Origin of the sequence: Burkholderia sp. Bp9031 (assembly GCF_003857965.1) — a bacterium.
Lineage (GTDB): Bacteria > Pseudomonadota > Gammaproteobacteria > Burkholderiales > Burkholderiaceae > Burkholderia > Burkholderia ambifaria_A.
In genome coordinates, this window is sequence record NZ_QTPW01000006.1 from 162,588 (window position 1) to 189,075 (window position 26,488).

The window sequence follows — 26,488 nt, forward strand, 5'->3', positions numbered from 1 at the left end:
TTTTCGTTTATCTTGTGGGTAACTCTGACTCGACACGCGGTGGTTACTTTCTTACCGAATATTTCCCGCACTTGAAGGCTTGCAATTCGTTGTGGCGGCCTCAATTACCGAACAATTGATTCCACTCATGGGGAAATGAAATGTCAGGCACCCAACTTCTCCCGCCGGAACGCATCACGCTCCCGCTGCTGCCGCTGCGGGATGTCGTCGTTTTCCCGCACATGGTGATTCCGCTCTTCGTGGGCCGGCCGAAATCGATCAAGGCCCTCGAAGCAGCGATGGAAGGCGGCAAGCACATCATGCTCGTCGCCCAGAAAACCGCGGCCAAGGACGAACCGACCGAAAAGGATATGTACGAGGTCGGTTGTATCGCCAACATCCTGCAGATGCTGAAGCTGCCGGACGGCACCGTGAAGGTGCTCGTCGAGGGCCTGCAGCGTGCGAAGGCGTTGTCGATCGAAGAACAGGAGACGCAGTTCTCCTGCGAAGTGATGCCGCTCGAGCCCGATCACGCCGACAGCGCGGAAACGGAAGCGCTGCGCCGCGCGATCGTGTCGCAGTTCGACCAGTACGTGAAGCTGAACAAGAAGATCCCGCCGGAGATTCTCACGTCGCTGTCGGGCATCGATGAAGCCGGTCGTCTCGCCGACATGATCGCCGAGCGTCTGCCGCTGAAGCTCGACCAGAAGCAGCACATCCTCGAGATGTTCCCGGTCATCGAGCGCCTCGAGCACCTGCTCGCGCAGCTCGAAGCCGAGATCGACATCCTGCAGGTCGAAAAGCGCATCCGCGGGCGCGTGAAGCGCCAGATGGAAAAGAGCCAGCGCGAGTACTACCTGAACGAACAGGTCAAGGCGATCCAGAAGGAACTGGGCGAAGGCGAAGAGGGTGCGGATCTCGAGGAACTCGAGAAGCGCATCAACGCCGCGCGCATGCCGAAGGAAGCGAAGAAGAAGGCTGATGCCGAGCTGAAGAAGCTGAAGCTGATGTCGCCGATGTCGGCCGAAGCGACCGTCGTGCGCAACTACATCGACACGCTGATCGGCCTGCCGTGGCGCAAGAAGAGCAAGGTCAACAACGATCTGTCGAACGCCGAGCAGGTGCTCGACGAGGATCATTTCGGCCTCGAGAAGGTGAAGGAACGCATCCTCGAGTACCTCGCGGTGCAACAGCGCGTGGACAAGGTCAAGGCCCCGATCCTGTGCCTCGTCGGGCCTCCGGGCGTCGGCAAGACCTCGCTCGGCCAGTCGATCGCGCGTGCGACGAACCGCAAGTTCGTCCGGATGGCCCTCGGCGGCGTGCGTGACGAAGCCGAGATCCGCGGTCACCGCCGGACGTACATCGGCTCGATGCCGGGCAAGATCCTGCAAAGCCTCGCGAAGGTTGGCGTGCGCAATCCGCTCTTCCTGCTCGACGAAGTCGACAAGATGGGCATGGATTTCCGCGGCGATCCGTCGTCGGCGCTGCTCGAGGTGCTCGATCCGGAACAGAACCACACGTTCGCCGACCACTACATCGAAGTCGACTTCGACCTGTCGGACGTGATGTTCGTCGCGACGTCGAACTCGCTGAACATCCCGCCGCCGTTGCTCGACCGGATGGAAGTGATTCGTCTGTCGGGCTACACGGAAGACGAGAAGGTCAGCATCGCGCAGCGTTACCTGCTGCCGAAGCAGAAGAAGAACAACGGGCTGAAGGACGGCGAGGTCGACGTCACCGAGCAGGCGATCCGCGACATCATCCGCTACTACACGCGCGAAGCCGGTGTGCGTTCGCTCGAGCGGGAAGTGTCGAAGATCTGCCGCAAGGTCGTGAAGATGCTGCTGCTGAAGAAGGCATCGGGCGCGATCAAGGTCGATGGCGAGAACCTCGATACGTTCCTCGGCGTGCGCAAGTACGACTTCGGCCTCGCGGCGAAGGAAAACCAGGTCGGTCAGGTGACGGGCCTCGCGTGGACGGAAGTCGGCGGCGACCTGCTGACGATCGAAGCCGCGGTGATGCCGGGCAAGGGCAACGTGATTCGCACGGGTTCGCTCGGTGACGTGATGAAGGAGTCGGTCGAGGCTGCGCGTTCGGTTGTGCGCTCGCGTTCGCGGCGTCTGGGCATCAAGGACGAAGCGTTCGAGAAGCAGGACATCCACATCCACGTGCCGGAAGGCGCGACGCCGAAGGACGGCCCGTCCGCCGGCGGTGCGATGACGACCGCGCTGGTGTCGGTGCTGACGGGGATTCCCGTGCGTGCCGATGTCGCGATGACGGGCGAGATCACGCTGCGTGGCGAAGTGCTGCCGATCGGCGGGCTGAAGGAAAAGCTGCTGGCGGCGCATCGCGGCGGCATCAAGCTCGTGCTGATCCCGGAAGAGAACGTGAAGGATCTCGCGGACATTCCGGACAACGTGAAGAACGCGATCGAGATCGTGCCGGTCCGCTGGATCGACAAGGTGCTCGAACTCGCGCTCGAACGTACGCCGACCCCGCTGCCGCCGGAAGAAGAGGCGAAGGCTGCGGCGCCCGTCGGCGAGGCGGCGAAGGATGCCGGCTCGACGGAAGTCGTCAAGCACTGAGAACCTGAACGCCGTCGCTGACGGTTGTTCGCGAAACCCGCGGCGTGGCCGCGGGTTTTTTTATGCGCATTGGAATCGTGCGCGTGAGCGTTGAAAAAAAAAAGTTCGCACGCGGGCTTGGCAAAATGATCGGGATTGAATTAAACTTGCGGGCTCGCTGGTTGTTGATGCCGAAACGCAGATCGCAGCCAGAACGAATCGGAAACGGGTGCTTAGCTCAGCTGGTAGAGCGGCGCCCTTACAAGGCGTAGGTCGGGGGTTCGAACCCCTCAGCACCCACCAGTTTCACGATTCAGCCAGGCCAAGGAGCGGTAGTTCAGTCGGTTAGAATACCGGCCTGTCACGCCGGGGGTCGCGGGTTCGAGTCCCGTCCGCTCCGCCAGAAAATGAAGAAGCCCGCCTCGTGCGGGCTTCTTCATTTGTATTTCTGTTCGTGCCCGCTTGCGGGCGCGTGACTGCGGAGTGGAGGAAGCCGCCTGCGCGGCTTCCGGCGGGACTCGAAGGGCTGCGCGTGCACGCGCAGCCGCGGCCTGCGGGATGTAGGCGAGTCCCGTCCGCTCCGCCAGAAAATGAAGAAGCCCGCCTTGTGCGGGCTTTTTCATTTGCATCGTCGGTCGCGCTCGTTCGTTGCGCACCTGCTTTTCTCCCGTGCTACCCCGTATGTTGTAATATCGGACGTTTTGTCCAATTTTCCCGTCACGCATGCTCGATTTCTTCCGTAATCACCAGCGCCTGATGATGGCGCTCCTGCTCCTGATCGTGTTGCCGGGGCTGGGTTTCGTCGGGATCCAAGGCTTCCGCGGCTTCTTCGACGACAGTGCGAACGTCGCGGCGGTCAACGGGCACAAGATCACGCGGGTCGAATTCGACGGCGCATTTCGCCAGCAGATCGACCAGGCGCGCCAGGCGCTCGGCGGCCAGTTCGACGTCAAGATGTTCGATACACCCGAACATCGCAAGCAGGTGCTCGACGGCCTGATCCAGCAACGCGTGCTGGCCGACGAGACGCAGCGCCTGCACCTGACGGCATCCGACAACGCCGTGCGCGACGCGCTGATGAGCGACCCGATGATCGCGTCGCTGAAGAAGCCCGACGGTTCGATCGATGTCCAGCGCTATGCGCAGCTGCTGTCGTTCCAGGGGATGACGCCCGAGCAGTATCAGGAGCGCGTGCGTTACAGCCTCGCGCTGCAGCAGATTCCCGCAAGCATCGTGGCGAGCGCATTCACGCCGAAGGGCCCGGCGCAACGCCTGTCGGAACTGGCCGCGCAGCAGCGTGAAGTGCAGGCGCTCGTGCTGAAGACGAGCGACTACGCGGCGAAGGTGCAGCCGACCGAGGCACAGCTCACCGCGTATTACGACGCGCACAAGCAGAGCTTCGCGACGCCGGAAACCGCGACGATCCAGTATCTCGTCTATTCGCCGGCCGCTGCCGCCGCAAGCGCGCAACCGACCGATGCGGACGTCAAGAAGTTCTACGACGACAACCCGACGCACTTCCGCTCGGAAGCGCAGGTGCGCGTGAGCCACATCTTCATCGCCGCGGCGAGCGATGCAAGCGCTGCCGACAAGGCGGCAGCGAAGGCGAAGGTCGAACAACTGCTGGCCGACGTGAAGGCGCATCCGGACCAGTTCGCGCAGATCGCGCAGAAGAGCTCGCAAGATGCGCCGTCGGCAGCGAAGGGCGGCGACCTCGGCTTCATTACGCGCGGCTCGACGGCGGGCGGCAAGGCATTCGACGATGCCGCGTTCGCGCTGAAGCAGGGCGACGTGAGCGGTGTCGTGCAGTCGGATCTCGGCTTCCACATCCTGAAGGCCACGGAAGTGAAGCCATCGGTGGTCAAGCCGTTCGCGGACGTGAAGGACCAGATCGCGGTGGACCTGAAGCAGCAGTACGCAGCGAAGGCGTTCTCTGATAACGCAGAAGGCTTCACGTCGACCGTGTATGAAAAGGCGAAAACGCTGCAGCCGGCAGCCGACAAGTACAAGCTGACGATCCAGACGGCCACCGTCACGCCGACGCCGAATCCGCAACTGCCGCCGACGAGCCCGCTGAACAATCCGAAGTTCCTCGCCGCCGTGTTCGCGAACGACTCGGTGAAGAACCAGAACAACACGCAGGCGATCGACGTGGGCAACAACACGCTGATCTCGGCGCGCGTGACCGACTACAAGCCGGCTGCCGTGCCGGCGCTGGACGCGATCAAGGACGCGGTGCGTCAGAAGGTCGTCGCCGAGCAGGCTGCGGAACTTGCGAAGAAGGACGGTGCGGCGAAGCTGGCCGAGCTGCAGAAGTCGAAATCGGCCGATGGTTTCGCTGCCGCGCAGAAGGTGTCGCGCACGCAGTCGCAAGGGCTCACGCCGGCGGCGCTGAGTGCCGTCTACAAGATCGATGCGAAGACGCTGCCGGCGTACGTCGGTGTCGATCTCGGTGCGGACGGCTACGCGATCTATCGCGTGAACGCGGTGATCCCGGGCACGGCCGTCGATCCGCAGCAGCTCGCGGCTGCGCAGCAGCAGATGGCGCAGGTCGAAGCGCAAAGCGAGGGCGAAGCGTATCTCGCCGCGCTGCGCGACCGCTCGAAGGTGAAGCTGTACGGCACCACGCAGAGCCAGTCGCAGGACAGCGGCAACTGAACGGCAACTAGGCGGTAACCAAGCGGTAACCAAGCGGCAACCAAGCGAAGCGTCGTTCACGGTTTCGCACGCAACGACAAAAAGCCCCGCGCGAAGCGGGGCTTTTTGCTTTCCGGCGGCGAGTCGTCAGGTCAGCCGCGCGGCTTGCCGAGCAGCGGCTTCAGCGCCGGCCAGACGTTGTCGAGCAGGATGCCCTGCGCCTGCTGCGCGGGATGCATCTGGTCCGACTGGAACATCTCCGGCTTGTTCTCGATGCCGGCCAGCAGGAACGGCACGAGCGGGACGCCGAACTCCTTCGACAGTCGCGTATAGACCGCGTGGAATTTCTGCGTGTAGTCGGGCCCGTAGTTGGGCGGTACGTACATGCCGACCAGCACGACCTTCGCGCGTGCCTGCCGCGCATCGGCGATGATGCCGCGCAGGTTCTGCTCGGTCGTCGCGAGCGGCACGCCGCGCAGCGCGTCGTTCGAACCGAGCTCGACGACGACGATCGACGGCTTGAGCCGTTGCAGCACCGCGGGCAGCCGTGCACGCCCGCCGCTCGTGGTGTCGCCGCTGACGCTTGCGTTCGCGACGCTATAATCGATTCGCTCGGTCGCGAGCCGTTGCCGCAGCAGCGCCACCCAGCCGGTGTCGCGCGGCAGCCCGTATTCGGCCGACAGGCTGTCGCCGAGCACGACGAGCGCGGGCCGGCCCTGGCCCGATGCCGAGGCCGCCGCCGTCGCGGCGCGCGCGGGCACGGTTACTGCGAGCAGCGTACCCAGCAGCACGGCGAGCGCCGTGCGTCTTTTCCAGCGGAATGTCGTGTCCATGTTCAAGATTACCGATCCGATCATCGAAGTCCATGACGTGTGCAAGCGGGTCGCCGACGCTACGGGCGAGCTGACGATCCTCGACGGCATCACGCTCGCCGTGCGGCCCGGCAGCAGCCTCGCGATCGTCGGTGCATCGGGGTCGGGTAAATCGACGCTGCTCGGCCTGCTTGCGGGGTTGGACAGCGCGACGAGCGGCACGGTTCGCCTGCTCGGCCGCGCGCTCGACCAGCTCGACGAGGACGAGCGCGCCGCGCTGCGCAACGGCGCAGTCGGGTTCGTGTTCCAGTCGTTCCAGTTGATGCCGCACCTGACGGCGCTCGAGAACGTGATGCTGCCGCTCGAACTGCAGGGCGGCATCAGTGCGCGCGACGCGGCCGAGCGTGCCCGCGCGCTGCTCGTACAGGTCGGTCTCGGCGAGCGCACCGCACATTATCCGAAGCTGCTGTCGGGCGGCGAGCAGCAGCGCGTCGCGCTCGCGCGCGCGTTCGTCACGCATCCGTCGATCCTGTTCGCCGACGAACCGACCGGCAGCCTCGACGCGGCCACGGGCCACGCGGTCATCGACCTGATGTTCGAACTGAATCGCACGCACGGCGCGACGCTCGTGCTGGTCACGCACGATGCCGAACTCGCGCGGCGCTGCGTGACGATGGTCACCCTCGACACAGGACGGATCGTCGCCCCGCCCGCGGCGTAGCGCGACACTGAATTCTTGCGCCGTTCGCGCGGCACATCGCCCCGCGCGAACGGCATGCGCATGACGTCGTCGCGTCAGCGCTTGAGCGCCGCACGCGCGCGCTCGATCAGTGCGGTCGTCGACGAATCGTGCTTCGCGGGATCGACCGACTCGGCCGACAGGTCGGCTTCGACGACCTTGCCGAGAATCTTGCCGAGCTCGACACCCCACTGGTCGAACGGATTGATGTCCCACACCGTCGCCTGCACCAGCACCTTGTGCTCGTAGAGCGCGATCAGCGCGCCGAGCGTGCGCGGTGTCAGCGCATCCACCAGCAGCGTCGTCGTCGGACGGTTGCCGGGGAACGTCAGGTGCGGCGCGAGCGCTTCCTTGGCCGGCCCGGCGACCTTGCGCGCTTCGTCGAGCGTGCGGCCGAGCATCAGCGCTTCACTTTGCGCGAAGCAGTTCGCGAGCAGCTTCGGATGATGGCTCGCGAGCGGATGCTCGGGCGTGAGCACTGCGATGAAGTCGATCGGCACGATCGTCGGGCCCTGGTGCAGCATCTGGAAAAACGCGTGCTGGCCGTTGGTGCCCGGCTCGCCCCACGTGACGGCCGACGTCGGGTAGTCGACGAACGTGCCGTCCAGGCGCGCGGACTTGCCGTTGCTTTCCATCTCGAGCTGCTGCAGGTACGACGGCAGGTAGTGCAGCGCTTCCGAATACGGCGCGACGAGATAGCTCTGCGAGCCGAAGAAGTTGCGATACCAGATGCCGATCAGGCCGAGCAGCACCGGCAGGTTGCGCTCGAGCGGCGCTTCGCGGAAATGGCGGTCCATGTCGTTCGCGCCCGCGAGCAGTTCGTCGAACTGCTCGGGCCCGATCGCGATCATGATCGACAGGCCGACCGCCGACCACAGCGAGTAGCGGCCGCCGACCCAGTCCCACATTTCGAACACGTTGTCCGCGGCGATCCCGAACTTCACGACTTCGGCCGGGTTTGCCGACACGCCGACGAAGTGCTTCGCGAGCGCGTCCTCGGGGCAGCCGCGCGCGACGAACCAGTCGCGCAGCGAGCGTGCGTTCGTCATCGTCTCGAGCGTCGTGAACGTTTTCGACACGATGATCGCGAGCGTTTCTTCCGGATCGACCTGTTCGAGCACGCGCGCGAGATCGGCGCCGTCGACGTTCGACACGAAGTGCGTCGAGAGCTCCGGCGTCGCGACATGGTGCAGCGCGTGCGTGACCATCTTCGGCCCGAGATCCGAGCCGCCGATACCGATGTTGATCACGTGGCGGATGCGCTTGCCGGTGTAGCCGGTCCACGCGCCGCTGCGCACGGCGCGTGCGAAGGTCGCCATCTTCGCGCGCTCGGCGCTGACCTGCGCATGGAACGGCGCGTGCGGGTCGGTCGCGCGCAATGCCGTGTGCAGCGCGGCGCGGCCTTCGGTCGGGTTGACGATCTCGCCGGCGAACATCGCGTCGCGGCGCGCTTCGACGCCCGCTTCGCGGGCCAGCTGCACGAGCAGGCGCAGCGTGTCGTCGTCGATGCGGTTTTTCGAAAAATCGGCCGCAAGGCCGCCGCCGGGGATCGTGAAGCGTTCGGCACGGGTCGGCGCGCGGTCGTTTTCCGGTGCGAACCAGTCGCGCAGCCGCGCATGGCGGATCTGTTCGAAGTGGGATTGAAGGGCAGTCCAGGCGGGGAGCGAATTCAGCGTCATGGCGGTTCGAGTGAAGCGTGAATCGGGAGGAATGCCGCGCCGGCGCATCGGGATCGGATGGCCGGCGGACGAGAGGACCCGCCGTGCGGCGGGGGCACCCAGTATAGCGGCGTTATATGGCGGCGCGCGGCGACGGGTAAAAAAGGCGATTGATCAGTGCGCGCACCATTGGCGCGAGTTCGCCCGCGGTGAGGCCGGCCGGGCCCGTGCCGTTCGCGGTCAGCGTGTCGGCCGCGAGGCCGTGCAGGTACACGCCTGCGAGCGCCGCCTCGTACGGGGCGACGCGCTGCGCGAGCAACGCGCCGATCAGGCCGCCGAGCACGTCGCCGGTGCCGCCGGTCGCGAGCGCGGCGTTGCCGGTCGGGTTGATCGTGAGGCGGCCGTCGGGCGCCGCAATCACCGTGCCCGAACCCTTCAGCACGACGATGCTCGCGTAGCGCGCGGCGAGCGCCTGGGCCGCAGCGAGCCGGTCGTGCTGCACCGTCGCGGTGTCGCTGCCGAGCAGCCGCGCTGCCTCGAGCGGATGCGGCGTCAGCACGCACGCGATGCCGCGCGCGCCGCGAGCGGCAACGGCGGCGGCGAGATCGGCGTGGGTCGCGACGAGGTTCAGCGCGTCGGCGTCGAGCAGCGTCACGGCGTCGTGCGCGAGCACGTCGTGCACGAGGGTTGCCGCGGCCTCGCGCGTGCCGAGGCCGCAGCCTGCCGCGATCACGGACATCGCATCGAGGTCGAGGCCGTCGGCCGGGTGCAGCATCAGTTCGGGAAACGGCGGATCGTACGGCGGCGCGCCGGCGCCGAGAAAGCCGACATGCACCTTGCCGGCGCCCACGAACAGCGCGGCACGCGCGGCGAGGATCGGCGCGCCGCACATGCCGGTGTCGCCGCCGAGCACCGCGAGGCTGCCGAACGTGCCCTTGTGCGACGCGAACGCGCGAGCGGGCAGCGCGGCGGCGAACCGTGCCGGCGCATTCAGCAGGACGGCGGGTGCTGCAGGCGGTGCGACGTCGAGCGACGCGACGTCGATCTCGCCGGCGAGATCGCGGCCGTCGCCGGTGTAAAGGCCCGGCTTTGCGCCGATGAAGGTGAGCGTATGCGTTGCGGCGACGGCGACGCCCGCGCCGACGATCCGGCCCGTGTCGCTGTCCAGTCCGCTCGGCACGTCGAGCGCGAGCACGCGGCCGCCGTTTCGTGTGTGTGCGGCGATGCGCGCGGCCTGTGCGGCGAACGGGCCGTCGAGTGCGCGGCCGAGGCCGATGCCGAACAGACCGTCGACGACCCACGCGTAATCGTCGAGCGAGGCGGGCGGTTCGGTCGACAGCGGCACGCCGGCCGCGCGCGCGAGGCCGAGCGCCCATTGCGCATCGTCCGGCTTGACCGGCACCGGCATCCACGCCTGCGTCGCGACGCCGAGCTGCTGCAGTTGCGCGGCGGCGACCAGTGCGTCGCCGCCGTTGTTGCCGGGGCCGACCGCGAACCAGACCGGACGTTCGTCGCCGGCGACCCGTTCGGACAGCCAGCGCGCGGCGGCGGCGCCCGCGCGGCCCATCAGCGTGTGCGGCGGCAGTTCGGCGGTTGCGGCCGTCTCGGCCGCGCGCAGGTCGGCGACGCGCAGCAGCGCGAGCGGGGCTGGATCGGGAAGCGGGCGGGCATTCGTCATCGGGGTCATGGCGGCGGGCAGGGAGCCGCCCGGGACGGGCCCGCGGCGGTCAGGTCGTGAAGCGCGCGGCGCTCAGCGCGGCGAGGGTGTCGGCGGGCCACTGCTGCGTGTCGCCGCCCAGACAGTCGGTCACCACTTTAGCAGACCCGCACGCGAGGCCCCAACCGGCCGGGCCGTGGCCGAAATTGACGAACACGCGCGAATGCGGGGTCGGACCGACGACCGGCAGGCCGTCCGGTGACAGCAGCTGCGTGCCTTGCCACGAGAGGGCCGCGGAAATCTTCGCGGCGCCCGGCACCCAGTCGTGGACGGCCTGGCCGAGCAGCGCGAGCGCGGCCTCGGACAGCGGCTCGGGGAGCGGCTTCGCGGTGTCGGCGAGGCTCTGCAGCACGGCACCGCCACCGACGCGCAGCCGCTGATGGGTGCGCGTGATCGAGATCCGCTTGATCGAATCGACGACGCTCAGGTGCGGTGCATGTTCTTCGTACGCGACCGGCGCGGTCAGCGTATGGGCGCGGACCGGATGCAGCGGCAGCCGCCAGCCGAGCCGCTCGAGCAGCGGCAGGCTGCCGGCGCCGGCGGCGATCACGATCGCGTCGGCCGAAATCACGTCGACCTCGCGCGCCTTCGTCGCATGCCGGCCCCCGGCCGGCGCTGCGAGCTCGACCGCGGCGCGGCCGGTGTCGACGCGGATCGCGGCGACGTCCGCGCCGAAGCGGAACTGCACGCCATGCTCGTCGAGCGTTTGCTTGACCAGCTTCGCGAACAACGGGCAGTTTCCGGTGCGCTCGCTCTCGAGCAGTACGCCGCCGGCGAAGCCGGGCTCGGCCGGCACCGACGGCTCGAGTGCCGCGCATTCGTCGGCGGTGAGCACGCGGTACGGCTGGTCGAGCGTGCGCAGCAGGTCGAGTGCCGGCTGCAGCGCTTCCCAGTCGCGCGGGTCGCGCACGACGTGCAGGATCCCCGGTTTCTGCTCGAATTCGAGCTGGAAGCGCGCCTCGATGTCGGCGAGCGACTCGCGCGACGCGTCGATCAGCGGGCGCAGCCGCGCGTACTGCGCGGCGAATGCGTCGGGCTCGCGCAGCGCGGCGAGCTGCTTGACGAAGCGGCGCACGCCGCCGTTGAAGCCCGGCTTGTAGACGATGCCGGTGTCGCGCGGCTGGCGCTGGCGCATGAAGGTCGGGCCGAACCAGACGTCGAGCGGGCTCGGCAGCAGCGTGCCGCCGTCGCCGTAGGTCGAGCCCTGCGCGACGGTCGCGTGGCGTTCGACCACGCACACGCGATGGCCGGCCGCGCGCAGCTGGTAGGCGGTGGCGACGCCGCTGATTCCGCCGCCGATGACGATGACATCCATGGATTGCTTCGATGACGGGCGGCGCACAAGCCGCCCGGTGAGAATTCGCTGACGGGCCCGCGGCCCGGTGAACCGGGAATGATAGCGCCAAAATCGCGCGAACCGGCGCCACGCGAGCCTATCCTGTTCCGCCGTCGTGCCGCCGCCGGTTGCCGCGGCCGCGCACGCAGGCCCGGCGGGGCGGTTGGGCGCGCGGGTGCCGGTGCACCGTCGCGGTGCGCGACCCGTGCCGATCAGCCGGTCTGGGGCGACCGACTTCCGGGTATAATTACGGCCTTCCTTTCGCCCCACGTCGCCACCTCGCGCGACTCATCGACGTCAGTCCAGCCCATGGCTCACTTCTCGTGTTTTCCCGGCGCTTCGGCCCTCTCCGATTTCCGTCAAACCCGTCTGCTCGACACGCTCAGGCAAATCGACGCCAACATCGTCGCGGTGCGCGGCCAGTTCCTGCACTTCGTCAATGCGGTCGAGCCGTTGTCGGCCGACGACAGCGCCCGCATCGACGCGCTGATGCACTACGGCGCGCCGTTCGAGCCGGCGGCCGAAAAGGGGACGGCCGAGACCTTCGTCGTGCTGCCGCGCTTCGGCACGGTTTCGCCGTGGGCGAGCAAGGCGACCGATATCGCGCAGCATTGCGGCCTCACGCAGGTACGCCGCATCGAGCGCGGCGTCGAGTTCACGGTCACGCTGAAGTCGGGCCTGCTCGGCGGCAAGAAGGCGCTGTCCGACGATGCGCGCGCAGCGGTCGCGGCCGCGCTGCATGACCGGATGACCGAAAGCGTGGTCGCCGCGCGCGACGACGCGAAGCACCTGTTCGACGAACTGCCGGCCAAGCCGCTCGCAACCGTCGACGTGCTGGGCATCGGCCGCGGCGCGCTCGAGCGCGCGAACGTCGAGCTGGGTCTCGCGCTTGCCGACGACGAGATCGACTATCTGGTCGACGCGTTCCGCAAGCTCGAACGCAACCCGACCGACGTCGAGCTGATGATGTTCGCGCAGGCGAACAGCGAGCATTGCCGCCACAAGATCTTCAACGCGCAGTGGACGATCGACGGGCAGGAGCAGGACATGTCGCTGTTCGCGATGATCCGCAACACCGAAAAGCTGAGCCCGCAGGGGACGATCGTCGCGTATTCGGACAACTCGTCGATCATGGTCGGCGCCGAAGCCGAACGCTGGTTCCCGCGCAACGCGGGTGCGGCCGGCGAGCCTGGTGAACGCTATGGCCGCCACACCGAGCTCACGCACACGCTGATGAAGGTCGAGACGCACAACCACCCGACGGCGATCTCGCCGTTCCCGGGCGCGGCGACCGGCGCGGGCGGCGAGATCCGCGACGAAGGCGCGACGGGCCGCGGCGCGCGTCCGAAGGCCGGCCTCACCGGCTTCACCGTGTCGAACCTCGATCTGCCCGACGCACGCCAGTCGTGGGAAAACGCACGCGACGCGGCTCAGCCGGTCGGCGAGCGCAACCCGAACGACGCGCATGGCCCGTACGGCCGTCCGGATCGCATCGCATCGCCGCTGCAGATCATGATCGACGGCCCGCTCGGCGGCGCCGCGTTCAACAACGAATTCGGCCGCCCGAACCTCGGCGGCTACTTCCGCGTGTACGAGCAGAACGTCGGCGGGAAGGTGCATGGCTATCACAAGCCGATCATGATCGCGGGCGGCCTCGGTAACATCGCCGATCAACATACGCACAAGCATGACGTGCCGGCAGGCTCGCTCCTGATCCAGATCGGCGGCCCCGGCATGCGGATCGGGATGGGCGGCGGCGCCGCGAGCTCGATGGCGACCGGCGCGAACACGGCCGAACTCGACTTCGATTCGGTGCAGCGCGGCAACCCGGAAATCGAGCGTCGCGCACAGGAAGTGATCAACGGCTGCTGGCAGCTCGGCGCGGAAAACCCGATCCTGAGCATCCATGACGTTGGCGCGGGCGGCCTGTCGAACGCGTTCCCCGAAATCGTGGACGGCGCGGGCAAGGGCGCGCGCTTCGAACTGCGCAAGGTCGCGCTCGAGGAATCGGGCCTGTCGCCGCGCGAAATCTGGTCGAACGAAGCGCAGGAGCGCTACGTGCTGGCGATTGCGCCGGCCGACCTGCCGCGCTTCGAGGCAATCTGCGCGCGTGAGCGCTGCCCGTTCGCGGTGGTCGGCGTCGCGACCGACGAACGCGAGCTGAAGCTCGTCGACGACGAAGCGACGGGCGTCGAGGAGTACCCGGTCGATATGCCGATGGAGGTGCTGCTCGGCAAGCCGCCGCGCATGCACCGCGACGTCACGCGTGTCGCCACCGAGCGTGCGCCGGTCGACGTGACGGGCGTCGCGCTGTCGGCAGTCGCGGTCGACGTGCTGAAGCACCCGACGGTCGGCAGCAAGTCGTTCCTGATCACGATCGGCGACCGTTCGGTCGGCGGCACGTCGGTGCGCGATCAGATGGTCGGCCCGTGGCAGGTGCCGGTGGCCGACTGCGCGGTGACCGCGCTCGACTACGCGGGCTTCAAGGGCGAGGCGATGACGATGGCCGAGCGCACGCCGCTCGCGGTGATCGACGCGCCGGCATCGGGCCGCATGGCCGTTGGCGAGGCGATCACGAACATCGCGAGCGCGCCGATCGCGTCGCTCGACAAGCTGAAGCTGTCGGCGAACTGGATGGCCGCATGCGGCACGGCCGGCGAGGACGCCGCGCTGTTCGACACGGTCAAGGCGATCGGCATGGAACTGTGCCCGGCGCTCGGGATCGGCATTCCGGTCGGCAAGGATTCGCTGTCGATGAAGACCAAGTGGGACGAGCAGGGCATCGCGAAGGAAGTGGTGTCGCCGGTGTCGCTGATCATCTCGGCGTTCGCGCCGGTCGAGGACGTGCGCCGTCACCTGACGCCGCAACTGCGCCGCATCGCCGACGCAGGCGACAGCGTGCTGATCGCGATCGATCTCGGTCGCGGCAAGAACCGGATGGGCGGCAGCATCTTCGCGCAGGTCACGCAGCAGGTCGGTGATGCGACGCCGGACGTCGACGATCCGGAAGACCTGAAGCGCTTCTTCAACGCGATCCAGTCGCTCAACGCGCAAGACAAGCTGCTCGCGTACCACGACCGCTCGGACGGCGGCCTGTGGGCGACAGTGTGCGAAATGGCGTTCGCGGGTCACGCGGGCGTGTCGCTGAACGTCGACATGCTGACGCTCGACCCGAATCACGAGTCCGACTACGGCGACGCGAAGGACTGGGCGAAGCAGACGAGCGGCCGTCGCGAGGATCGCACGCTGCGCGCGTTGTTCTCGGAAGAGCTCGGCGCCGTCGTGCAGGTGCGCGCGGCCGATCGCGACGCGGTGCTGGGCGCGCTGCGCGAGTTCGGCCTGTCGGCGTGCTCGCACGTGATCGGAACGGTCAACGATCGCGACGTGATCGAGGTGTACCGCGACGCGAAGAAGATCTTCGACGCGCCGCGCGCCGAACTTCATCGTGCATGGGGTGAAGTGAGCTGGCGCATCGCGCGCCTGCGCGATAACCCCGCGTGTGCGGATGCCGAATACGACGCGCTGCTCGATGCGGCCGACCCGGGCATCTCGCCGGTGCTGACGTTCGATCCGGCCGACGACATCGCCGCGCCGTTCATTGCGACGGGCGCTCGCCCGCGCGTCGCGATCCTGCGCGAGCAGGGCGTGAATTCGCACCTTGAAACGGCGTACGCGTTCGACCGCGCGGGCTTCGATGCGCACGACGTGCACATGAGCGACCTGCTGGCCGGTCGTGCGACGCTCGCCGATTTCGCGGGCGCGGTGGCGTGCGGCGGCTTCTCGTACGGCGACGTGCTGGGTGCCGGCGAAGGCTGGGCGAAGACGATCCGCTTCAACGCGAACCTTGCCGACATGTTCTCGGCCTTCTTCGCGCGCCCCGACACGTTTGCACTCGGCATCTGCAACGGTTGCCAGATGCTGTCGAGCCTCGCGTCGATGATTCCGGGTGCCGAAGCGTGGCCGAAGTTCACGCGCAACAAGTCCGAGCAGTTCGAGGCGCGCTTCTCGTTCGTCGAGGTCGAGAAGTCGCCGTCGATCTTCTTCGCAGGGATGGAAGGCTCGCGGATTCCGGTGGCGGTCGCGCACGGCGAAGGCTATGCGGACTTCTCGCAGCAGGGCGACATCGATCGCGTCGCGGTCGCGATGCGCTACGTCGACCACCGCGGCGAAGCGACCGAGCGCTATCCGTTCAACCCGAACGGGTCGCCGGCCGGCATCACGTCGGTCACGACGGCCGACGGCCGCTTCTCGGTGCTGATGCCGCACATGGAGCGCGTGCACCGCACGGTCACGATGAGCTGGCATCCGGAAGGGTGGGACGAAGCGAGCCCGTGGATGCGCGTGTTCCGTAACGCACGCCGCTGGATCGGCTGATGTTCGATCCGCACGCACCGGTCGAGATCGTCACGCTGCGCGACGAACGCGCGAGCGACGTCGAGGCGATCGGTCGCGTGATCGTGGCTGCGTTCGAGGGCGAACCGCAGCACGGGCAGTTCGAGCGGCAGATCGTCGACGCGCTGCGCGCGGACGGCGCGCTCGGCGTGTCGCTCGTTGCGGAGCGTGATGACCGCGTGATCGGCCATGTCGCGTTCTCGCCGGTGTCGATCGGCGGCGAGCCGGCCGGCAGCCACGCGTGGTATGGGCTTGCGCCGCTCGCGGTGCGGCCCGAGTGCCAGCGCCAGAGCATCGGTGCGGGACTCGTGCGCACGGGGCTCGACGCGTTGCGCCGGCTCGGTGCGCGCGGCTGCGTCGTGCTCGGCGATCCCGCGTACTACGCGCGTTTCAACTTCGCGCCGTCCGGCGATCTCGTGTTCCCGGGGGCGCCACCCGAGTATTTCCTCGCGCTGGCGTTCGACGACGCCGCGCCGCGGCCGTCGGGGGAGGTCCGTTATCACGCTGCGTTCTATCCGGCATAGCGGTTCGCTGCGCTGCCCGTACGTGATCCTGCCGTTCTGAAAAGCCGCCTTGAAGCGGCTTTTTCTTGTGCGCGGCCGCGGTGTGGATCGGTTGACCGCAAGCAAGCGCACCTGAAAAAGAAAAAGGCCGCTCCACAGAGAGCGGCCTTTGCGTAAGCGAGCGTCGCCGACGTTACTGGATCTTCGCCTGCTGGCGCAGACCTTCCTCGAACGCCTGCAGCTTCTGCTGCACGAGTTGCTGCGCGATCTGCGCCTTCACCTGGTCGAACGGCGGCGGGGCGATGTCGCGGATGTCGTCGACACGGATGATGTGCCAGCCGAACTGCGTCTTCACCGGCGTGTCGGTCATCTGGCCTTTCTGCAGCTTCTGCGCTGCCGCCGCGAATTCCGGTACGTACGCCTTCGGGTCGGACCAGTCGAGATCGCCGCCGTTCTTGCCCGAACCCGGATCCTTCGAGTACTGCTTCGCGAGATCCTCGAACTTCGCGCCGGCCTTGATCTTCGCGATCAGGTCCTTCGCCTGCTGCTCGCTGTCGACGAGGATGTGGTGCAGGTGGTACTCGCGGTTGCCGCCGGCACCCTTCACGAGATCGTCATAGCGCGCCTTCACTTCCGCGTCGGTCGGCTGGTTCTTCTTCAGGAAGCTCTCGATCATCGAGCGCAGCACGACCGTCTGCTGCGCGACGGCGACCTGCGCCTTCACGTCCGGACGGTTCGGGATGCCTTCGCGGATCGCTTCCTGCATCAGGATTTCGCGGTTCACGAGTTCCTGGCGCACGGCCTGCTGCAGTTGCGGGCTGTCGGTCTGGCCTTGCTGGACGAGCTGCGCGACCATCGCATCGGCGCGCGACTTCGGAATCGGCGTGCCGTTGACGACGGCGATGTTCTGGGCGAATGCCGGTGCCGCTGCAAAAGCAGCCGCCGCGACCCACAGGCGGGGGGATTTCAGGATCATCGGGAATTCCTGTTGAGACTAGATTGAAGATTCGTTGAATTCTTCGGGCGTGTAAGCCACGATCGCAAGCGCGTGAATGCCGCGCTGCATCGCATCAGCGAGCGCATCATACACCAGCCGATGCCGCGCGACGCGAGGCTTGCCCGCGAAGGCGGCCGACACGATCGTGACCGTGAAGTGGCCGCCCGCAGCCGCGCCGGCGTGACCCGCGTGCTGCGCGCTGTCGTCGCGCACGGTGAGCGACAGCGGTGCGAGCGATGCGGTGAGGCGCGCTTCGATCAGCGCGATGCGTTCGTCGGGCGAGGCGTTCAGAAAGGCGTCGGTCATGTCATTCGTCCTTCAGGTACTTCGTGAGCCACAGGCTCTGCAGGATGATGAATACGACCATCGCGCCCGTCGTGCCGAACAGCTTGAAGTTCACCCATTGCGATTCGGTGAAGTTGTGTACCACGTACAGGTTCGCGACGCCGAGCACCGCGAAGAACAGCGCCCACGCGACATTCAGCTTGTCCCACACGGGGTGTGGCAGCGTGAGCTGCTTGCCCATCATCTTCTCGATCAGGTTGTTGCCGAACGCATAGCGCGCGGCGAACAGCCCGATCGCAAACAGCCAGTACAGCACAGTCGGTTTCCATTGAATGAATTTTTCGTCATGCAGGACGAGGGTGGCGCCGCCGAAGACGACGATCACGCCGAGGCTGACCCACAGCATCGTGTCGACCTTCCGGTGCCGGAAGGCGACCCACGCGACCTGGGCCAGTGTCGCGACGATCGCGACGGCGGTGGCGGTGAAGATGCCCCAGACCTTGAAGGCGGCGAAAAACAGGATGATCGGAAACAGATCGAACAGGAATTTCATGGCGCTCGCAGCTGCGTGAAAGGCCGCATTGCGCGGCCTTTCACCGTTGTGGGGACCCGCCAGGCGCCACCGTCCGGGATCGGAGCAGCCGGCAAGGCTGCCCGATCGATCCGTCCGGCACCGCTCATTCGTTTTCGGGTCGGGACTCGAAGTTTAACGCAGCCGAATTGATGCAGTACCGCAAACCGGTCTGGTCGCGCGGGCCGTCCTCGAACACGTGGCCGAGATGCGCGCCGCAATGGTTGCAGCGGACTTCGACACGCACCATCCCGTGCGAGCGGTCGATCTTCTCGTCGATCACCTCGCCGTTGAGCGGCTTGAAGTAGCTGGGCCAGCCGCAGCCCGAATGGAATTTCGCGCCGGATTCGAACAGCGGCGTGCTGCAGACGACGCATTTATAGATGCCGGCGTCCTCGGTGTCGGTGTATTCGCCGGTGAACGCGCGCTCGGTCGCCGCATGCTGCGTGACCTCGTACTGCATCGGCGTGAGCCGGCGGCGCAGTTCGGCATCGTCCTTCCGGTACGGGTAGGTTTTATCGTCGGAATCGTGTGACATGTGAGAGTTCTCCTGATCGGTCGGCCGGGTCGTGCGGGTCACGACGAGCAGCTCACTTCGAGCGACCCGGCCCAGTCGGGCGGCAATGCCGCATACGCTTCATGTTCCGGTTGTTCGTCGAACGGCCGGCGCAGCACCTGCGCGAGCCGTTCGACTTCGGAAAAGTCCTTTTCCTTCGCGCGCCGGATCGCGACTTCGGCCAGATGGTTGCGCAGCACGTATTTCGGGTTCACGCGATTCATCGCGGCCGCGCGGGCCGCGTCGTCGCGCGTCTCCTCGGACAGCCGCGCGCGGTAGAGGTTCGCCCACGCGTCGAACGCGTCGCGGTCGATGAACAGGTCGCGCACCGGCGCGTCGCGGCTCGCGTCGTGCTTCGACAACTGCGCGAGGTGACGGAACGTCAGCGTGAAGTCCGCATGGCTCGCATGCATCGTCTCGAGCAGCTTGTTCGCGAGTTCGGCGTCGTTCTCGCGTTCGAGCTCGAGGCCGAGCTTCGCACGCATCGCGCGTTCGAGCGCGGGGCCGAAGCGTTCCGGAAACTTCGCGAGCACGGCCTGCGCATCGTCGACCGCGCGCTCGGCGCGTGCATCGTCATCGGCGATCCCGTGCTGCAGCCCGATCAGCGGCAGCAGCGCCTGCGCGAGGCAGTAGCAGTTCCAGTGCGCGATGCGCGGCTGCATGCGGTACGCGTAGCGGCCGCTCGTGTCGGAGTGGTTGCAGATGTGGTTCGCGTCGAACGCGTCGACGAAGCCGAACGGACCGTAATCGATCGTCACGCCGAGGATCGACATGTTGTCGGTGTTCATCACGCCATGGCAGAAGCCGACCGCCTGCCATTGCGCGACGAGGTCGGCCGTGCGCAGCATCGCGGCTTCGAGCAGCGCGAGGTACGGATCGTCGGCATCGCGGCATGCCGGGTAGAAGCGGTCGATCACGTGATCGGCGAGCTGGCGCAGCAGGTCCGGGCGATCGTTCGAGAAGAAGTGCTCGAAGTGGCCGAAGCGCACGAAGCTCGCCGACACGCGCGTGACGACGGCCGACGTCTCGATCTCCTCGCGCACGACCGGCTGGTCGGAGCCGATTACCGTGAGCGCGCGCGTGGTCGGAATACCGAGATGATGCATCGCTTCCGAACACAGGAATTCGCGGATCGACGAACGCAGCACCGCGCGGCCGTCGCCCATGCGCGAGTACGGCGTGCGGCCGCCGCCCTTGAGCTGCAGTTCGTAGCGCTGGCCGTCGGCGCCGGGGAGTTCACCGACCGTCAGCGCGCGGCCGTCGCCGAGCTGGCCGGCCCATACGCCGAACTGGTGACCGGAGTACACCGATGCGTACGGCATCGCGTTCGCGGGCCAGTCGCGCGTCGGGTTGCCGGCGAACAGCTCGGCGAATCCGGGACGTGCCGCGAGCGAGGGCGGCAGGCCGAGCAACTGCGCGACTTCGTCGGAAAAGCCGACGACGTACGGCGCGGGCAACGGCGCGGCCGGCAGCCGCGTATGAAACGCGTCGCCGAGCGTGACGAACGCGTCATCGGCCGGCGTGCCGAGCGTGGCGGCGAGGTCGGGGAGAGTGTCAGCCGTATCGGCTGCGCTTCGGGAAAACGACATGTTGAGCGCCTCTGGGTAAGCCGATATTGTAAGGCGGCGCCGCGCCGCCCGCATGGTAGCCCGCGCGCCCGGCGTCTGGCCTGTCCGGTCCGTGGACGGGCAGCAGGCAGGCGCACCGCTTCGAGGCTGGTCACCGATTCGCGTCCTTCAGGGAGAACAAGACGATGGGTAAGCCGTTGCTGGGCCAGATGATGGACATGCCGTTGCTGGTGTCGTCGCTGATCGCGCATGCCGCGCGTTATGCGGGCGACACGGAGATCGTGTCGAAGCGAGTGGAAGGCGACCTGCATCGCTACACGTACCGCGACTGCGAGCAACGCGCGAAGCGCCTCGCGCAGGCGCTCGCACGGCTCGGCGTCGAATCGGGCGAGCGCGTCGGCACGCTGGCCTGGAACGGCTACCGGCATCTGGAGGCGTATTACGGGATCGGCGGGATGGGCGCCGTGTGCCATACGATCAACCCGCGCCTCTTTCCCGAGCAGATCGCCTACATCGTCAATCACGCGGAAGACAGCTACGTCTTCTTCGACATCAATTTCGCGCCGCTCGTCGATGCGATCGCGCCGCAATGCCCGCACGTGAAGGGCTGGGTCGCGATGACGGACGCAGCGCACCTGCCGTCCGGTGCGACGCCGTACCTGTGCTATGAAACGCTCGTCGACGCCGAGGACGGCCGCTACGACTGGCCACGCCTCGACGAACTGCAGGCGTCGGGCCTCTGCTACACGTCGGGCACGACCGGCAACCCGAAGGGCGTGCTGTATTCGCATCGCTCGACGGTGCTGCACGCGTACGGTGCGGCGCTGCCCGACGCGATGAACCTGTCGGCGCTGGATGCGGTGCTGCCGGTCGTGCCGATGTTCCATGTGAACGCATGGGGGTTGCCGTACGCGGTGCCGCTCACGGGCGGCAAGCTCGTGCTGCCCGGCAAGGACCTCGACGGCAAGTCGTTGTACGAACTGATGGAGGCCGAGCGCGTGACGTTCTCCGCGGGCGTGCCGACCGTGTGGCTCGGGCTGCTGAACTACATGCGCGAGGCCGGCGTGCGCTTCTCGACGCTGAACCGCACGGTGATCGGCGGCTCCGCATGCCCGCCCGCGATGCTGCGCACGTTCGAGGACGAATACGGCGTGCGCGTGATCCACGCGTGGGGGATGACCGAGCTGTCGCCGCTCGGCACGCTCGCGAAGCTGAACTGGGCGCAGTCGCAGCGGCCGCTCGACGCGCAGCGCCGGCTGCTCGAGAAGCAGGGGCGCGTGATCTGCGGCGTCGACATGCGGATCGTCGGCGACGACGGCCACGAACTGCCGTGGGATGGCATAGCGTTCGGCGAACTGCAGGTGCGCGGGCCATGGGTGATCGATCACTACTTCAAGAGCGATACGTCGCCACTGTCGGACGGCTGGTTCCCGACCGGCGACGTCGCGACGATCGACCCCGATGGCTTCCTGCAGATCACCGACCGCAGCAAGGACGTGATCAAGTCGGGCGGCGAGTGGATCAGCTCGATCGACATCGAGAACGTCGCGATCGCGCACCCGGGCGTCGCCGAAGCCGCGTGCATCGCGTGTGCGCACCCGAAATGGACCGAGCGTCCGCTGCTCGTCGTGGTGCCGCGCGAGGGGGCGAACCTGACCCGCGACGCGCTGCTCGCGTTCTACGAGGGCAAGGTCGCGAAGTGGTGGGTGCCCGACGACGTCGTGTTCGTCGAATCGCTGCCGCACACCGCGACCGGCAAGCTGCAGAAGTTGAAGCTGCGCGAGACGTTCCGCGACTACGTGCTGCCGACAGCGGTCTGCGAGCCGTAAGCCGGGACCGGCGACGGGGTCCACCGAGCGGTCGCCCGATCCGGCCCCCGGGTCGGGAAAAAATTCAAATTGAACGACCGTGCTTTTTTGTTGTATGCTGCCTCCGTTCGATCCGGACATGCGGCTGTTCGACCGCGCACAATGAAGCGCAGCCACCCCGGCGCGCGATGCATGGAGGCAGGCAGATGGCAGTGGATTACTCGATTCGCGACGGCGTGGCCGTCATCACGCTCAACAATCCGCCCGTCAACGGGCTCGGCCTGTCGACGCGCCAGGGCGTCTTGGAGGCGCTCGATCGCGCCGTGCAGGATCCGTCGGTCACGGCGATCGTCCTGACCGGCGCGGGCCGCGCGTTCTCGGGCGGCGCCGACATCACCGAATTCAATACCCCGAAGGCACTGCAGGAGCCGACGCTGCACACCGTGATCCGCGCGGTGGAGGCGAGCGCGAAGCCGGTCGTCGCGGCGCTGCACAGCGTCGTGATGGGCGGCGGCCTGGAGCTCGCGCTCGGCGCGCACTATCGTGTCGCGGCGCCCGGTGCGCAGGTCGCGCTGCCTGAAGTGAAGCTCGGCCTGCTGCCGGGCGCCGGCGGCACGCAGCGGCTGCCGCGTGCGGTGGGGCTCGAAACCGCGCTGAACATGATCGTGTCGGGCGCGCCGGTGCCGTCGGAGCAGCTCGCGACGAGCGGGCTGTTCGACGAAATGGCCGACGGCGACCTGCTCGACGCGGCCGTCGTATTCGCGCGCAAGGTCGGCGCGCAGAAGGGGCCGCATCCGCGCGTGCGCGATCGCAAGATCGTCCACGAGAACGCCGCGGGCTTCATCCAGTTCGCGCGCAATTCGGCGCGCGCCGCCGCGCCGAATTTCCCCGCGCCGCACAAGTGCATCGACGCGATCGAGGCCGGCGTGCTGAACGGCTTCGACAAGGGCAGCGTCGCCGAGCGCGACGGCTTCGTCGCGCTGATGATGACGCCGGAAAGCCGCGCGCTGCGCCATGCGTTCTTCGGCGAGCGCGCGGCGAGCAAGATTCCCGACGTGCCGGCCGATACGCCGGTGCGCGAGATTCGCCGCGTCGGCGTGATCGGCGCGGGCACGATGGGCGGCGGGATCGCGATGAACTTCATCAACGCGGGGCTGCCCGTCACGCTCCTCGAGACGAAGCAGGACGCACTCGACCGCGGGCTGGCCACGATTCGCAAGAACTACGACGCGCAGGTAAAGAAGGGCAAGCTCACGCAGCAGAAGCTCGACGCGCGCATGGCGCTGATCACGCCGACGCTGTCCTACGACGACCTGAAGGATGCCGACCTGATCGTCGAGGCCGTATTCGAGGAACTCGGCGTGAAGGAGCAGGTGTTCGGCCAGCTCGACGCGGTGGCGAAGCCGGGTGCGATTCTCGCGTCGAACACGTCGACGCTCGACGTCGACAAGATCGCCGCGTTCACGAAGCGTCCGCAGGACGTGGTCGGCATGCACTTCTTCAGTCCCGCGAACGTGATGAAGCTGCTCGAGGTCGTGCGCGGCGCGCAGACCGCGAAGGACGTGCTCGCCACCGTGATGGCGGTCGCCAAGAAGATTCGCAAGACGGCGGTGGTGTCGGGCGTGTGCGACGGCTTCATCGGCAACCGGATGATCGAGCAGTACATCCGCCAGGCGCTCTTCATGCTCGAGGAAGGCGCGCTGCCCGCGCAGGTCGATCGTGCGATCGAGAAGTTCGGTTTCGCGATGGGCCCGTTCCGGATGAGCGACCTCGCCGGCAACGACATCGGCTGGGCGATCCGCAAGCGCCGCTATGTCGAGCAGCCCGATCTGCAGTACTCGAAGATCGCCGACCGCCTGTGCGAGCAGGGCCGCTTCGGCCAGAAGACGGGTGGCGGCTGGTACGACTACGTGCCGGGCGAGCGCAAGGCGAAGCCGTCGGCGCTCGTCGACGAGATGGTCGTCGCGTATTCGAAGGAGCGCGGCGTCGAGCGGCGCAAGATCGGCGACGACGAGATCGTCGAGCGGCTCGTGTTCGCGCTCGTCAATGAGGGTGCGAAGATTCTCGAGGAGAAGATCGCGTCGAAGGCGTCCGACATCGACATGGTCTATCTGACCGGGTATGGCTTCCCGCTGTGGCGTGGCGGCCCGATGCTGTACGCGGACATGGTCGGCCTCTACAACGTCGAACGGGCGATCCGCCACTACGCGGCCGCACCGAACGGCGATGCGTGGCAGCTCGCGCCGTCGATCGTCGAGCTGGCGGCGGCCGGGCGCGGGTTCAACGGCTGACGGCCCGCGTAACGGCACGACCTGGCTCGCAAGGAGAATTGAAATGAAACGCACTGACGACGTGTTGCTCGTGATCGACGTGCAGTACGACTTCATGCCGGGCGGCGCACTCGCGGTGCCGGACGGCGACGCGGTCGTGCCGGTGATCAACGCGCTCGCGCAACGCTTCGACCAGGTCGTGCTCACGCAGGACTGGCACCCGCGCGAACACGTGTCGTTCGCGGCGAACCATGCGGGGCGCGAGCCGTTCTCGACGCTCGCGCTGCCGTACGGCGAGCAGGTGCTGTGGCCCGTGCACTGCGTGCGGGACACCGAAGGCGCGGCGCTGCATCGCGACCTCGACATCCCGCATGCGAGGCTCGTGATCCGCAAGGGCGGCGACGCGCAGGTCGACAGCTATTCCGCGTTCGTCGAAGCCGACCGCACGACGCGCACGGGGCTCGCCGGCTATTTGCGCGAACTCGGCGCGAAGCGCGTGTGGTGTTGTGGCCTCGCGACCGACTATTGCGTCGCGTGGTCGGCGCTCGACGCGCGCGCGGCCGGTTTCGAAGCCGCAGTGATCAACGATGCGTGCCGCGCGATCGACCTGAACGGGTCGCTCGCGCACGCATGGCAACAGATGCAGGCGGCGGGCGTCGCACATGTGACGTCCGCGGGCGCGCGCCCGACGGCGTAGCGCATTCCCATCAGGACATGAAGCAGGACCGAAGGAGATTCGCATGACCGAAGCCGTAATCGTATCGACCGCACGCACGCCGCTCGCGAAATCGTGGCGCGGCGCATTCAACATGACGCACGGCGCGACGCTCGGCGGCCACGTGGTCGCCGCGGCACTCGAACGCGCGAAGCTGGACCCCGCGCGCATCGAGGACGTGATCATGGGCTGCGCGAACCCGGAAGGCGCGACCGGCGCCAACATCGCGCGGCAGATCGCGCTGCGCGCCGGCCTGCCGGTGAGCGTGCCGGGGATGACGGTGAATCGTTTCTGCTCGTCTGGACTGCAGACGATCGCGCTCGCCGCACAGCGGATCATCGCGGGCGAGGGCGACGTGTATGTCGCAGGCGGCGTCGAATCGATCTCGTGCGTGCAGAACGAGATGAACCACCACATGATCCAGGAGGGCTGGCTCGTCCAGCACAAGCCCGAGATTTACTGGAACATGCTGCAGACGGCGGAGAACGTCGCGAAGCGCTATGGCATCGCGAAGGAGCGGCAGGACGAGTACGGCGTGCAGTCGCAACTGCGGGCCGCGGCCGCGCAGGAAGCCGGGCGCTTCCGTGACGAGATCGTGCCGATCACCGTGCGCGCGGGCATCGCCGACAAGGCGACGGGCCGGCTGTTCACGCAGGACGTGACGGTGTCGGCCGACGAAGGCATCCGGCCCGACACGACGCTCGAAGGCGTGTCGAAGATCCGTTCGGCCGTGCCGGGCGGCGTGATCACCGCAGGCAACGCGAGCCAGTTCTCGGACGGCGCGTCGGCATGCGTGGTGATGAACGCGGATGTCGCGCAGCGCGAAGGGCTGCAGCCGCTCGGCGTGTTCCGCGGTTTCGCGGTGGCCGGTTGCGAGCCGGACGAGATGGGCATCGGCCCGGTATTCGCGGTGCCGAAGCTGCTGAAGCAGGCAGGCCTGAAAGTCGACGACATCGGCCTGTGGGAGCTGAACGAAGCGTTCGCGGTGCAGGTGCTGTACTGCCGCGACACGCTCGGAATTCCTGACGACCGCCTGAACGTGAACGGCGGCGCGATCGCGGTCGGCCATCCGTACGGCGTATCGGGGGCGCGCCTGACGGGCCATGCGCTGATCGAAGGCAAGCGGCGCGGCGTGAAATACGTGGTCGTCACGATGTGCATCGGCGGCGGGCAAGGGGCGGCCGGCCTGTTCGAAATCATCTGATTTTTTTGGCTGTGCGGCGGTTGCGGCTTCCTTCGACGGAAGTCGCGACCGCGCGACGAATCGGCACCATTGCATACGATTCGTAAGGGTCGGGAGATAAACGGCGCGGATTCGATGTTGCCGTTTCCCCTTACTTGTCAAACGAATTGCCGCATCTATACTTGCTCTGACATTTGC

Annotated in this window: 18 protein-coding genes and 2 tRNA genes; 11 read left to right on the forward strand and 9 right to left on the reverse strand. The window is 67.3% G+C overall.

Annotated features, from left to right (window positions below; all coding sequences use genetic code 11):
• Positions 1-140: 140 nt before the first annotated feature.
• The 4 genes from lon to DIE15_RS10580 all read left to right on the forward strand — a co-directional run bounded on the left by lon (position 141) and on the right by DIE15_RS10580 (position 5,201).
• Complete coding sequence (gene lon / locus DIE15_RS10560; RefSeq protein WP_006760949.1) at positions 141-2,564, forward strand: endopeptidase La; 2,424 nt, start codon at positions 141-143, stop codon at positions 2,562-2,564.
• A gap of 206 nt (positions 2,565-2,770) precedes the next feature.
• A tRNA-Val gene (locus DIE15_RS10565) sits at positions 2,771-2,846 on the forward strand.
• A gap of 23 nt (positions 2,847-2,869) precedes the next feature.
• Positions 2,870-2,946, forward strand: a tRNA-Asp gene (locus tag DIE15_RS10570).
• Between the two features lie 320 nt (positions 2,947-3,266).
• Positions 3,267-5,201, forward strand: a complete 1,935-nt coding sequence (locus tag DIE15_RS10580; protein ID WP_124833162.1) for a SurA N-terminal domain-containing protein — start codon at positions 3,267-3,269, stop codon at positions 5,199-5,201.
• 131 nt (positions 5,202-5,332) lie between these two features.
• Here DIE15_RS10580 and DIE15_RS10585 read toward each other — a convergent pair whose 3' ends face one another.
• Complete coding sequence (locus tag DIE15_RS10585; RefSeq protein WP_124833163.1) at positions 5,333-6,013, reverse strand: arylesterase; 681 nt, start codon at positions 6,011-6,013, stop codon at positions 5,333-5,335.
• Between DIE15_RS10585 and DIE15_RS10590 the strand changes: the two genes are divergently transcribed.
• Positions 6,012-6,713: an ABC transporter ATP-binding protein gene (locus DIE15_RS10590; protein ID WP_124833164.1), complete on the forward strand. Its 702-nt coding sequence runs from the start codon at positions 6,012-6,014 to the stop codon at positions 6,711-6,713. The two genes, DIE15_RS10585 and DIE15_RS10590, sit on opposite strands and share 2 nt — an antisense overlap.
• Before the next feature lie 74 nt (positions 6,714-6,787).
• Here the strand turns inward: DIE15_RS10590 and pgi are convergent, their stop codons facing one another.
• The 3 genes from pgi to DIE15_RS10605 form a co-directional block, all read right to left on the reverse strand.
• Positions 6,788-8,410, reverse strand: a complete 1,623-nt coding sequence (pgi, locus tag DIE15_RS10595; RefSeq protein ID WP_124833165.1) for a glucose-6-phosphate isomerase — start codon at positions 8,408-8,410, stop codon at positions 6,788-6,790.
• Between the two features lie 112 nt (positions 8,411-8,522).
• Positions 8,523-10,067: an NAD(P)H-hydrate dehydratase gene (locus DIE15_RS10600; RefSeq protein WP_124833166.1), complete on the reverse strand. Its 1,545-nt coding sequence runs from the start codon at positions 10,065-10,067 to the stop codon at positions 8,523-8,525.
• 49 nt (positions 10,068-10,116) lie between these two features.
• Positions 10,117-11,421: an FAD-dependent oxidoreductase gene (locus tag DIE15_RS10605; RefSeq protein ID WP_057925335.1), complete on the reverse strand. Its 1,305-nt coding sequence runs from the start codon at positions 11,419-11,421 to the stop codon at positions 10,117-10,119.
• A gap of 330 nt (positions 11,422-11,751) precedes the next feature.
• Here DIE15_RS10605 and purL point away from each other — a divergent pair, with 330 nt between their 5' ends.
• Both purL and DIE15_RS10615 read left to right on the forward strand, forming a co-directional pair.
• Positions 11,752-15,816: a phosphoribosylformylglycinamidine synthase gene (purL, locus tag DIE15_RS10610; protein WP_124833167.1), complete on the forward strand. Its 4,065-nt coding sequence runs from the start codon at positions 11,752-11,754 to the stop codon at positions 15,814-15,816.
• Positions 15,816-16,358, forward strand: coding sequence for a GNAT family N-acetyltransferase (locus DIE15_RS10615; protein WP_124833168.1), 543 nt, complete (start codon positions 15,816-15,818; stop codon positions 16,356-16,358). Before purL ends, DIE15_RS10615 begins: the two co-directional genes overlap by 1 nt.
• A 172-nt stretch (positions 16,359-16,530) precedes the next feature.
• Here the strand turns inward: DIE15_RS10615 and DIE15_RS10620 are convergent, their stop codons facing one another.
• The 5 genes from DIE15_RS10620 to DIE15_RS10640 all read right to left on the reverse strand — a co-directional run bounded on the left by DIE15_RS10620 (position 16,531) and on the right by DIE15_RS10640 (position 20,335).
• Positions 16,531-17,313 carry a peptidylprolyl isomerase gene (locus DIE15_RS10620; RefSeq protein WP_057925331.1) on the reverse strand — a complete coding sequence of 261 codons (783 nt, stop codon included), beginning with the start codon at positions 17,311-17,313 and terminating at the stop codon, positions 16,531-16,533.
• 18 nt (positions 17,314-17,331) lie between these two features.
• Positions 17,332-17,640, reverse strand: a complete 309-nt coding sequence (locus tag DIE15_RS10625; protein WP_057925330.1) for a BolA family transcriptional regulator — start codon at positions 17,638-17,640, stop codon at positions 17,332-17,334.
• Position 17,641: 1 nt separating this feature from the next.
• Positions 17,642-18,172, reverse strand: coding sequence for a septation protein A (locus tag DIE15_RS10630; RefSeq protein ID WP_057925329.1), 531 nt, complete (start codon positions 18,170-18,172; stop codon positions 17,642-17,644).
• Between the two features lie 124 nt (positions 18,173-18,296).
• Positions 18,297-18,728 (reverse strand): peptide-methionine (R)-S-oxide reductase MsrB, encoded by a 432-nt coding sequence (msrB, locus tag DIE15_RS10635; RefSeq protein ID WP_057925328.1) that lies wholly within the window; start codon positions 18,726-18,728, stop codon positions 18,297-18,299.
• A 38-nt stretch (positions 18,729-18,766) separates the two neighbouring features.
• Complete coding sequence (locus tag DIE15_RS10640; RefSeq protein ID WP_124833169.1) at positions 18,767-20,335, reverse strand: YdiU family protein; 1,569 nt, start codon at positions 20,333-20,335, stop codon at positions 18,767-18,769.
• A gap of 164 nt (positions 20,336-20,499) precedes the next feature.
• Between DIE15_RS10640 and DIE15_RS10645 the strand changes: the two genes are divergently transcribed.
• The 4 genes from DIE15_RS10645 to DIE15_RS10660 all read left to right on the forward strand — a co-directional run bounded on the left by DIE15_RS10645 (position 20,500) and on the right by DIE15_RS10660 (position 26,311).
• Positions 20,500-22,143, forward strand: coding sequence for a 3-(methylthio)propionyl-CoA ligase (locus DIE15_RS10645; protein ID WP_124833170.1), 1,644 nt, complete (start codon positions 20,500-20,502; stop codon positions 22,141-22,143).
• Positions 22,144-22,328: 185 nt separating this feature from the next.
• Positions 22,329-24,413: a 3-hydroxyacyl-CoA dehydrogenase NAD-binding domain-containing protein gene (locus DIE15_RS10650; protein WP_124833171.1), complete on the forward strand. Its 2,085-nt coding sequence runs from the start codon at positions 22,329-22,331 to the stop codon at positions 24,411-24,413.
• A gap of 43 nt (positions 24,414-24,456) precedes the next feature.
• The gene (gene pncA / locus DIE15_RS10655; protein ID WP_057925324.1) at positions 24,457-25,089 is read left to right on the forward strand and encodes a bifunctional nicotinamidase/pyrazinamidase; all 633 of its coding nucleotides are present in this window, start codon (positions 24,457-24,459) and stop codon (positions 25,087-25,089) included.
• A 43-nt stretch (positions 25,090-25,132) separates the two neighbouring features.
• A complete protein-coding gene (locus DIE15_RS10660) occupies positions 25,133-26,311 on the forward strand; it encodes an acetyl-CoA C-acyltransferase (protein ID WP_057925323.1) in 1,179 nt (392 codons plus the stop codon).
• Positions 26,312-26,488 lie beyond the last annotated feature (177 nt).

Excerpts from the sequence above, each read along its gene's own strand:
- lon (WP_006760949.1), top strand. The coding sequence starts at position 141 with ATGTCAGGCACCCAACTTCTCCCGCCGGAACGCATCACGCTCCCGCTG.
- DIE15_RS10580 (WP_124833162.1), top strand. The coding sequence starts at position 3,267 with ATGCTCGATTTCTTCCGTAATCACCAGCGCCTGATGATGGCGCTCCTG.
- DIE15_RS10590 (WP_124833164.1), top strand. The coding sequence starts at position 6,012 with ATGTTCAAGATTACCGATCCGATCATCGAAGTCCATGACGTGTGCAAG.
- DIE15_RS10585 (WP_124833163.1), bottom strand. The coding sequence starts at position 6,013 with ATGGACACGACATTCCGCTGGAAAAGACGCACGGCGCTCGCCGTGCTG.
- pgi (WP_124833165.1), bottom strand. The coding sequence starts at position 8,410 with ATGACGCTGAATTCGCTCCCCGCCTGGACTGCCCTTCAATCCCACTTC.
- DIE15_RS10600 (WP_124833166.1), bottom strand. The coding sequence starts at position 10,067 with ATGACGAATGCCCGCCCGCTTCCCGATCCAGCCCCGCTCGCGCTGCTG.
- DIE15_RS10605 (WP_057925335.1), bottom strand. The coding sequence starts at position 11,421 with ATGGATGTCATCGTCATCGGCGGCGGAATCAGCGGCGTCGCCACCGCC.
- purL (WP_124833167.1), top strand. The coding sequence starts at position 11,752 with ATGGCTCACTTCTCGTGTTTTCCCGGCGCTTCGGCCCTCTCCGATTTC.
- DIE15_RS10615 (WP_124833168.1), top strand. The coding sequence starts at position 15,816 with ATGTTCGATCCGCACGCACCGGTCGAGATCGTCACGCTGCGCGACGAA.
- DIE15_RS10620 (WP_057925331.1), bottom strand. The coding sequence starts at position 17,313 with ATGATCCTGAAATCCCCCCGCCTGTGGGTCGCGGCGGCTGCTTTTGCA.
- DIE15_RS10625 (WP_057925330.1), bottom strand. The coding sequence starts at position 17,640 with ATGACCGACGCCTTTCTGAACGCCTCGCCCGACGAACGCATCGCGCTG.
- DIE15_RS10630 (WP_057925329.1), bottom strand. The coding sequence starts at position 18,172 with ATGAAATTCCTGTTCGATCTGTTTCCGATCATCCTGTTTTTCGCCGCC.
- msrB (WP_057925328.1), bottom strand. The coding sequence starts at position 18,728 with ATGTCACACGATTCCGACGATAAAACCTACCCGTACCGGAAGGACGAT.
- DIE15_RS10640 (WP_124833169.1), bottom strand. The coding sequence starts at position 20,335 with ATGTCGTTTTCCCGAAGCGCAGCCGATACGGCTGACACTCTCCCCGAC.
- DIE15_RS10645 (WP_124833170.1), top strand. The coding sequence starts at position 20,500 with ATGGGTAAGCCGTTGCTGGGCCAGATGATGGACATGCCGTTGCTGGTG.
- DIE15_RS10650 (WP_124833171.1), top strand. The coding sequence starts at position 22,329 with ATGGCAGTGGATTACTCGATTCGCGACGGCGTGGCCGTCATCACGCTC.
- pncA (WP_057925324.1), top strand. The coding sequence starts at position 24,457 with ATGAAACGCACTGACGACGTGTTGCTCGTGATCGACGTGCAGTACGAC.
- DIE15_RS10660 (WP_057925323.1), top strand. The coding sequence starts at position 25,133 with ATGACCGAAGCCGTAATCGTATCGACCGCACGCACGCCGCTCGCGAAA.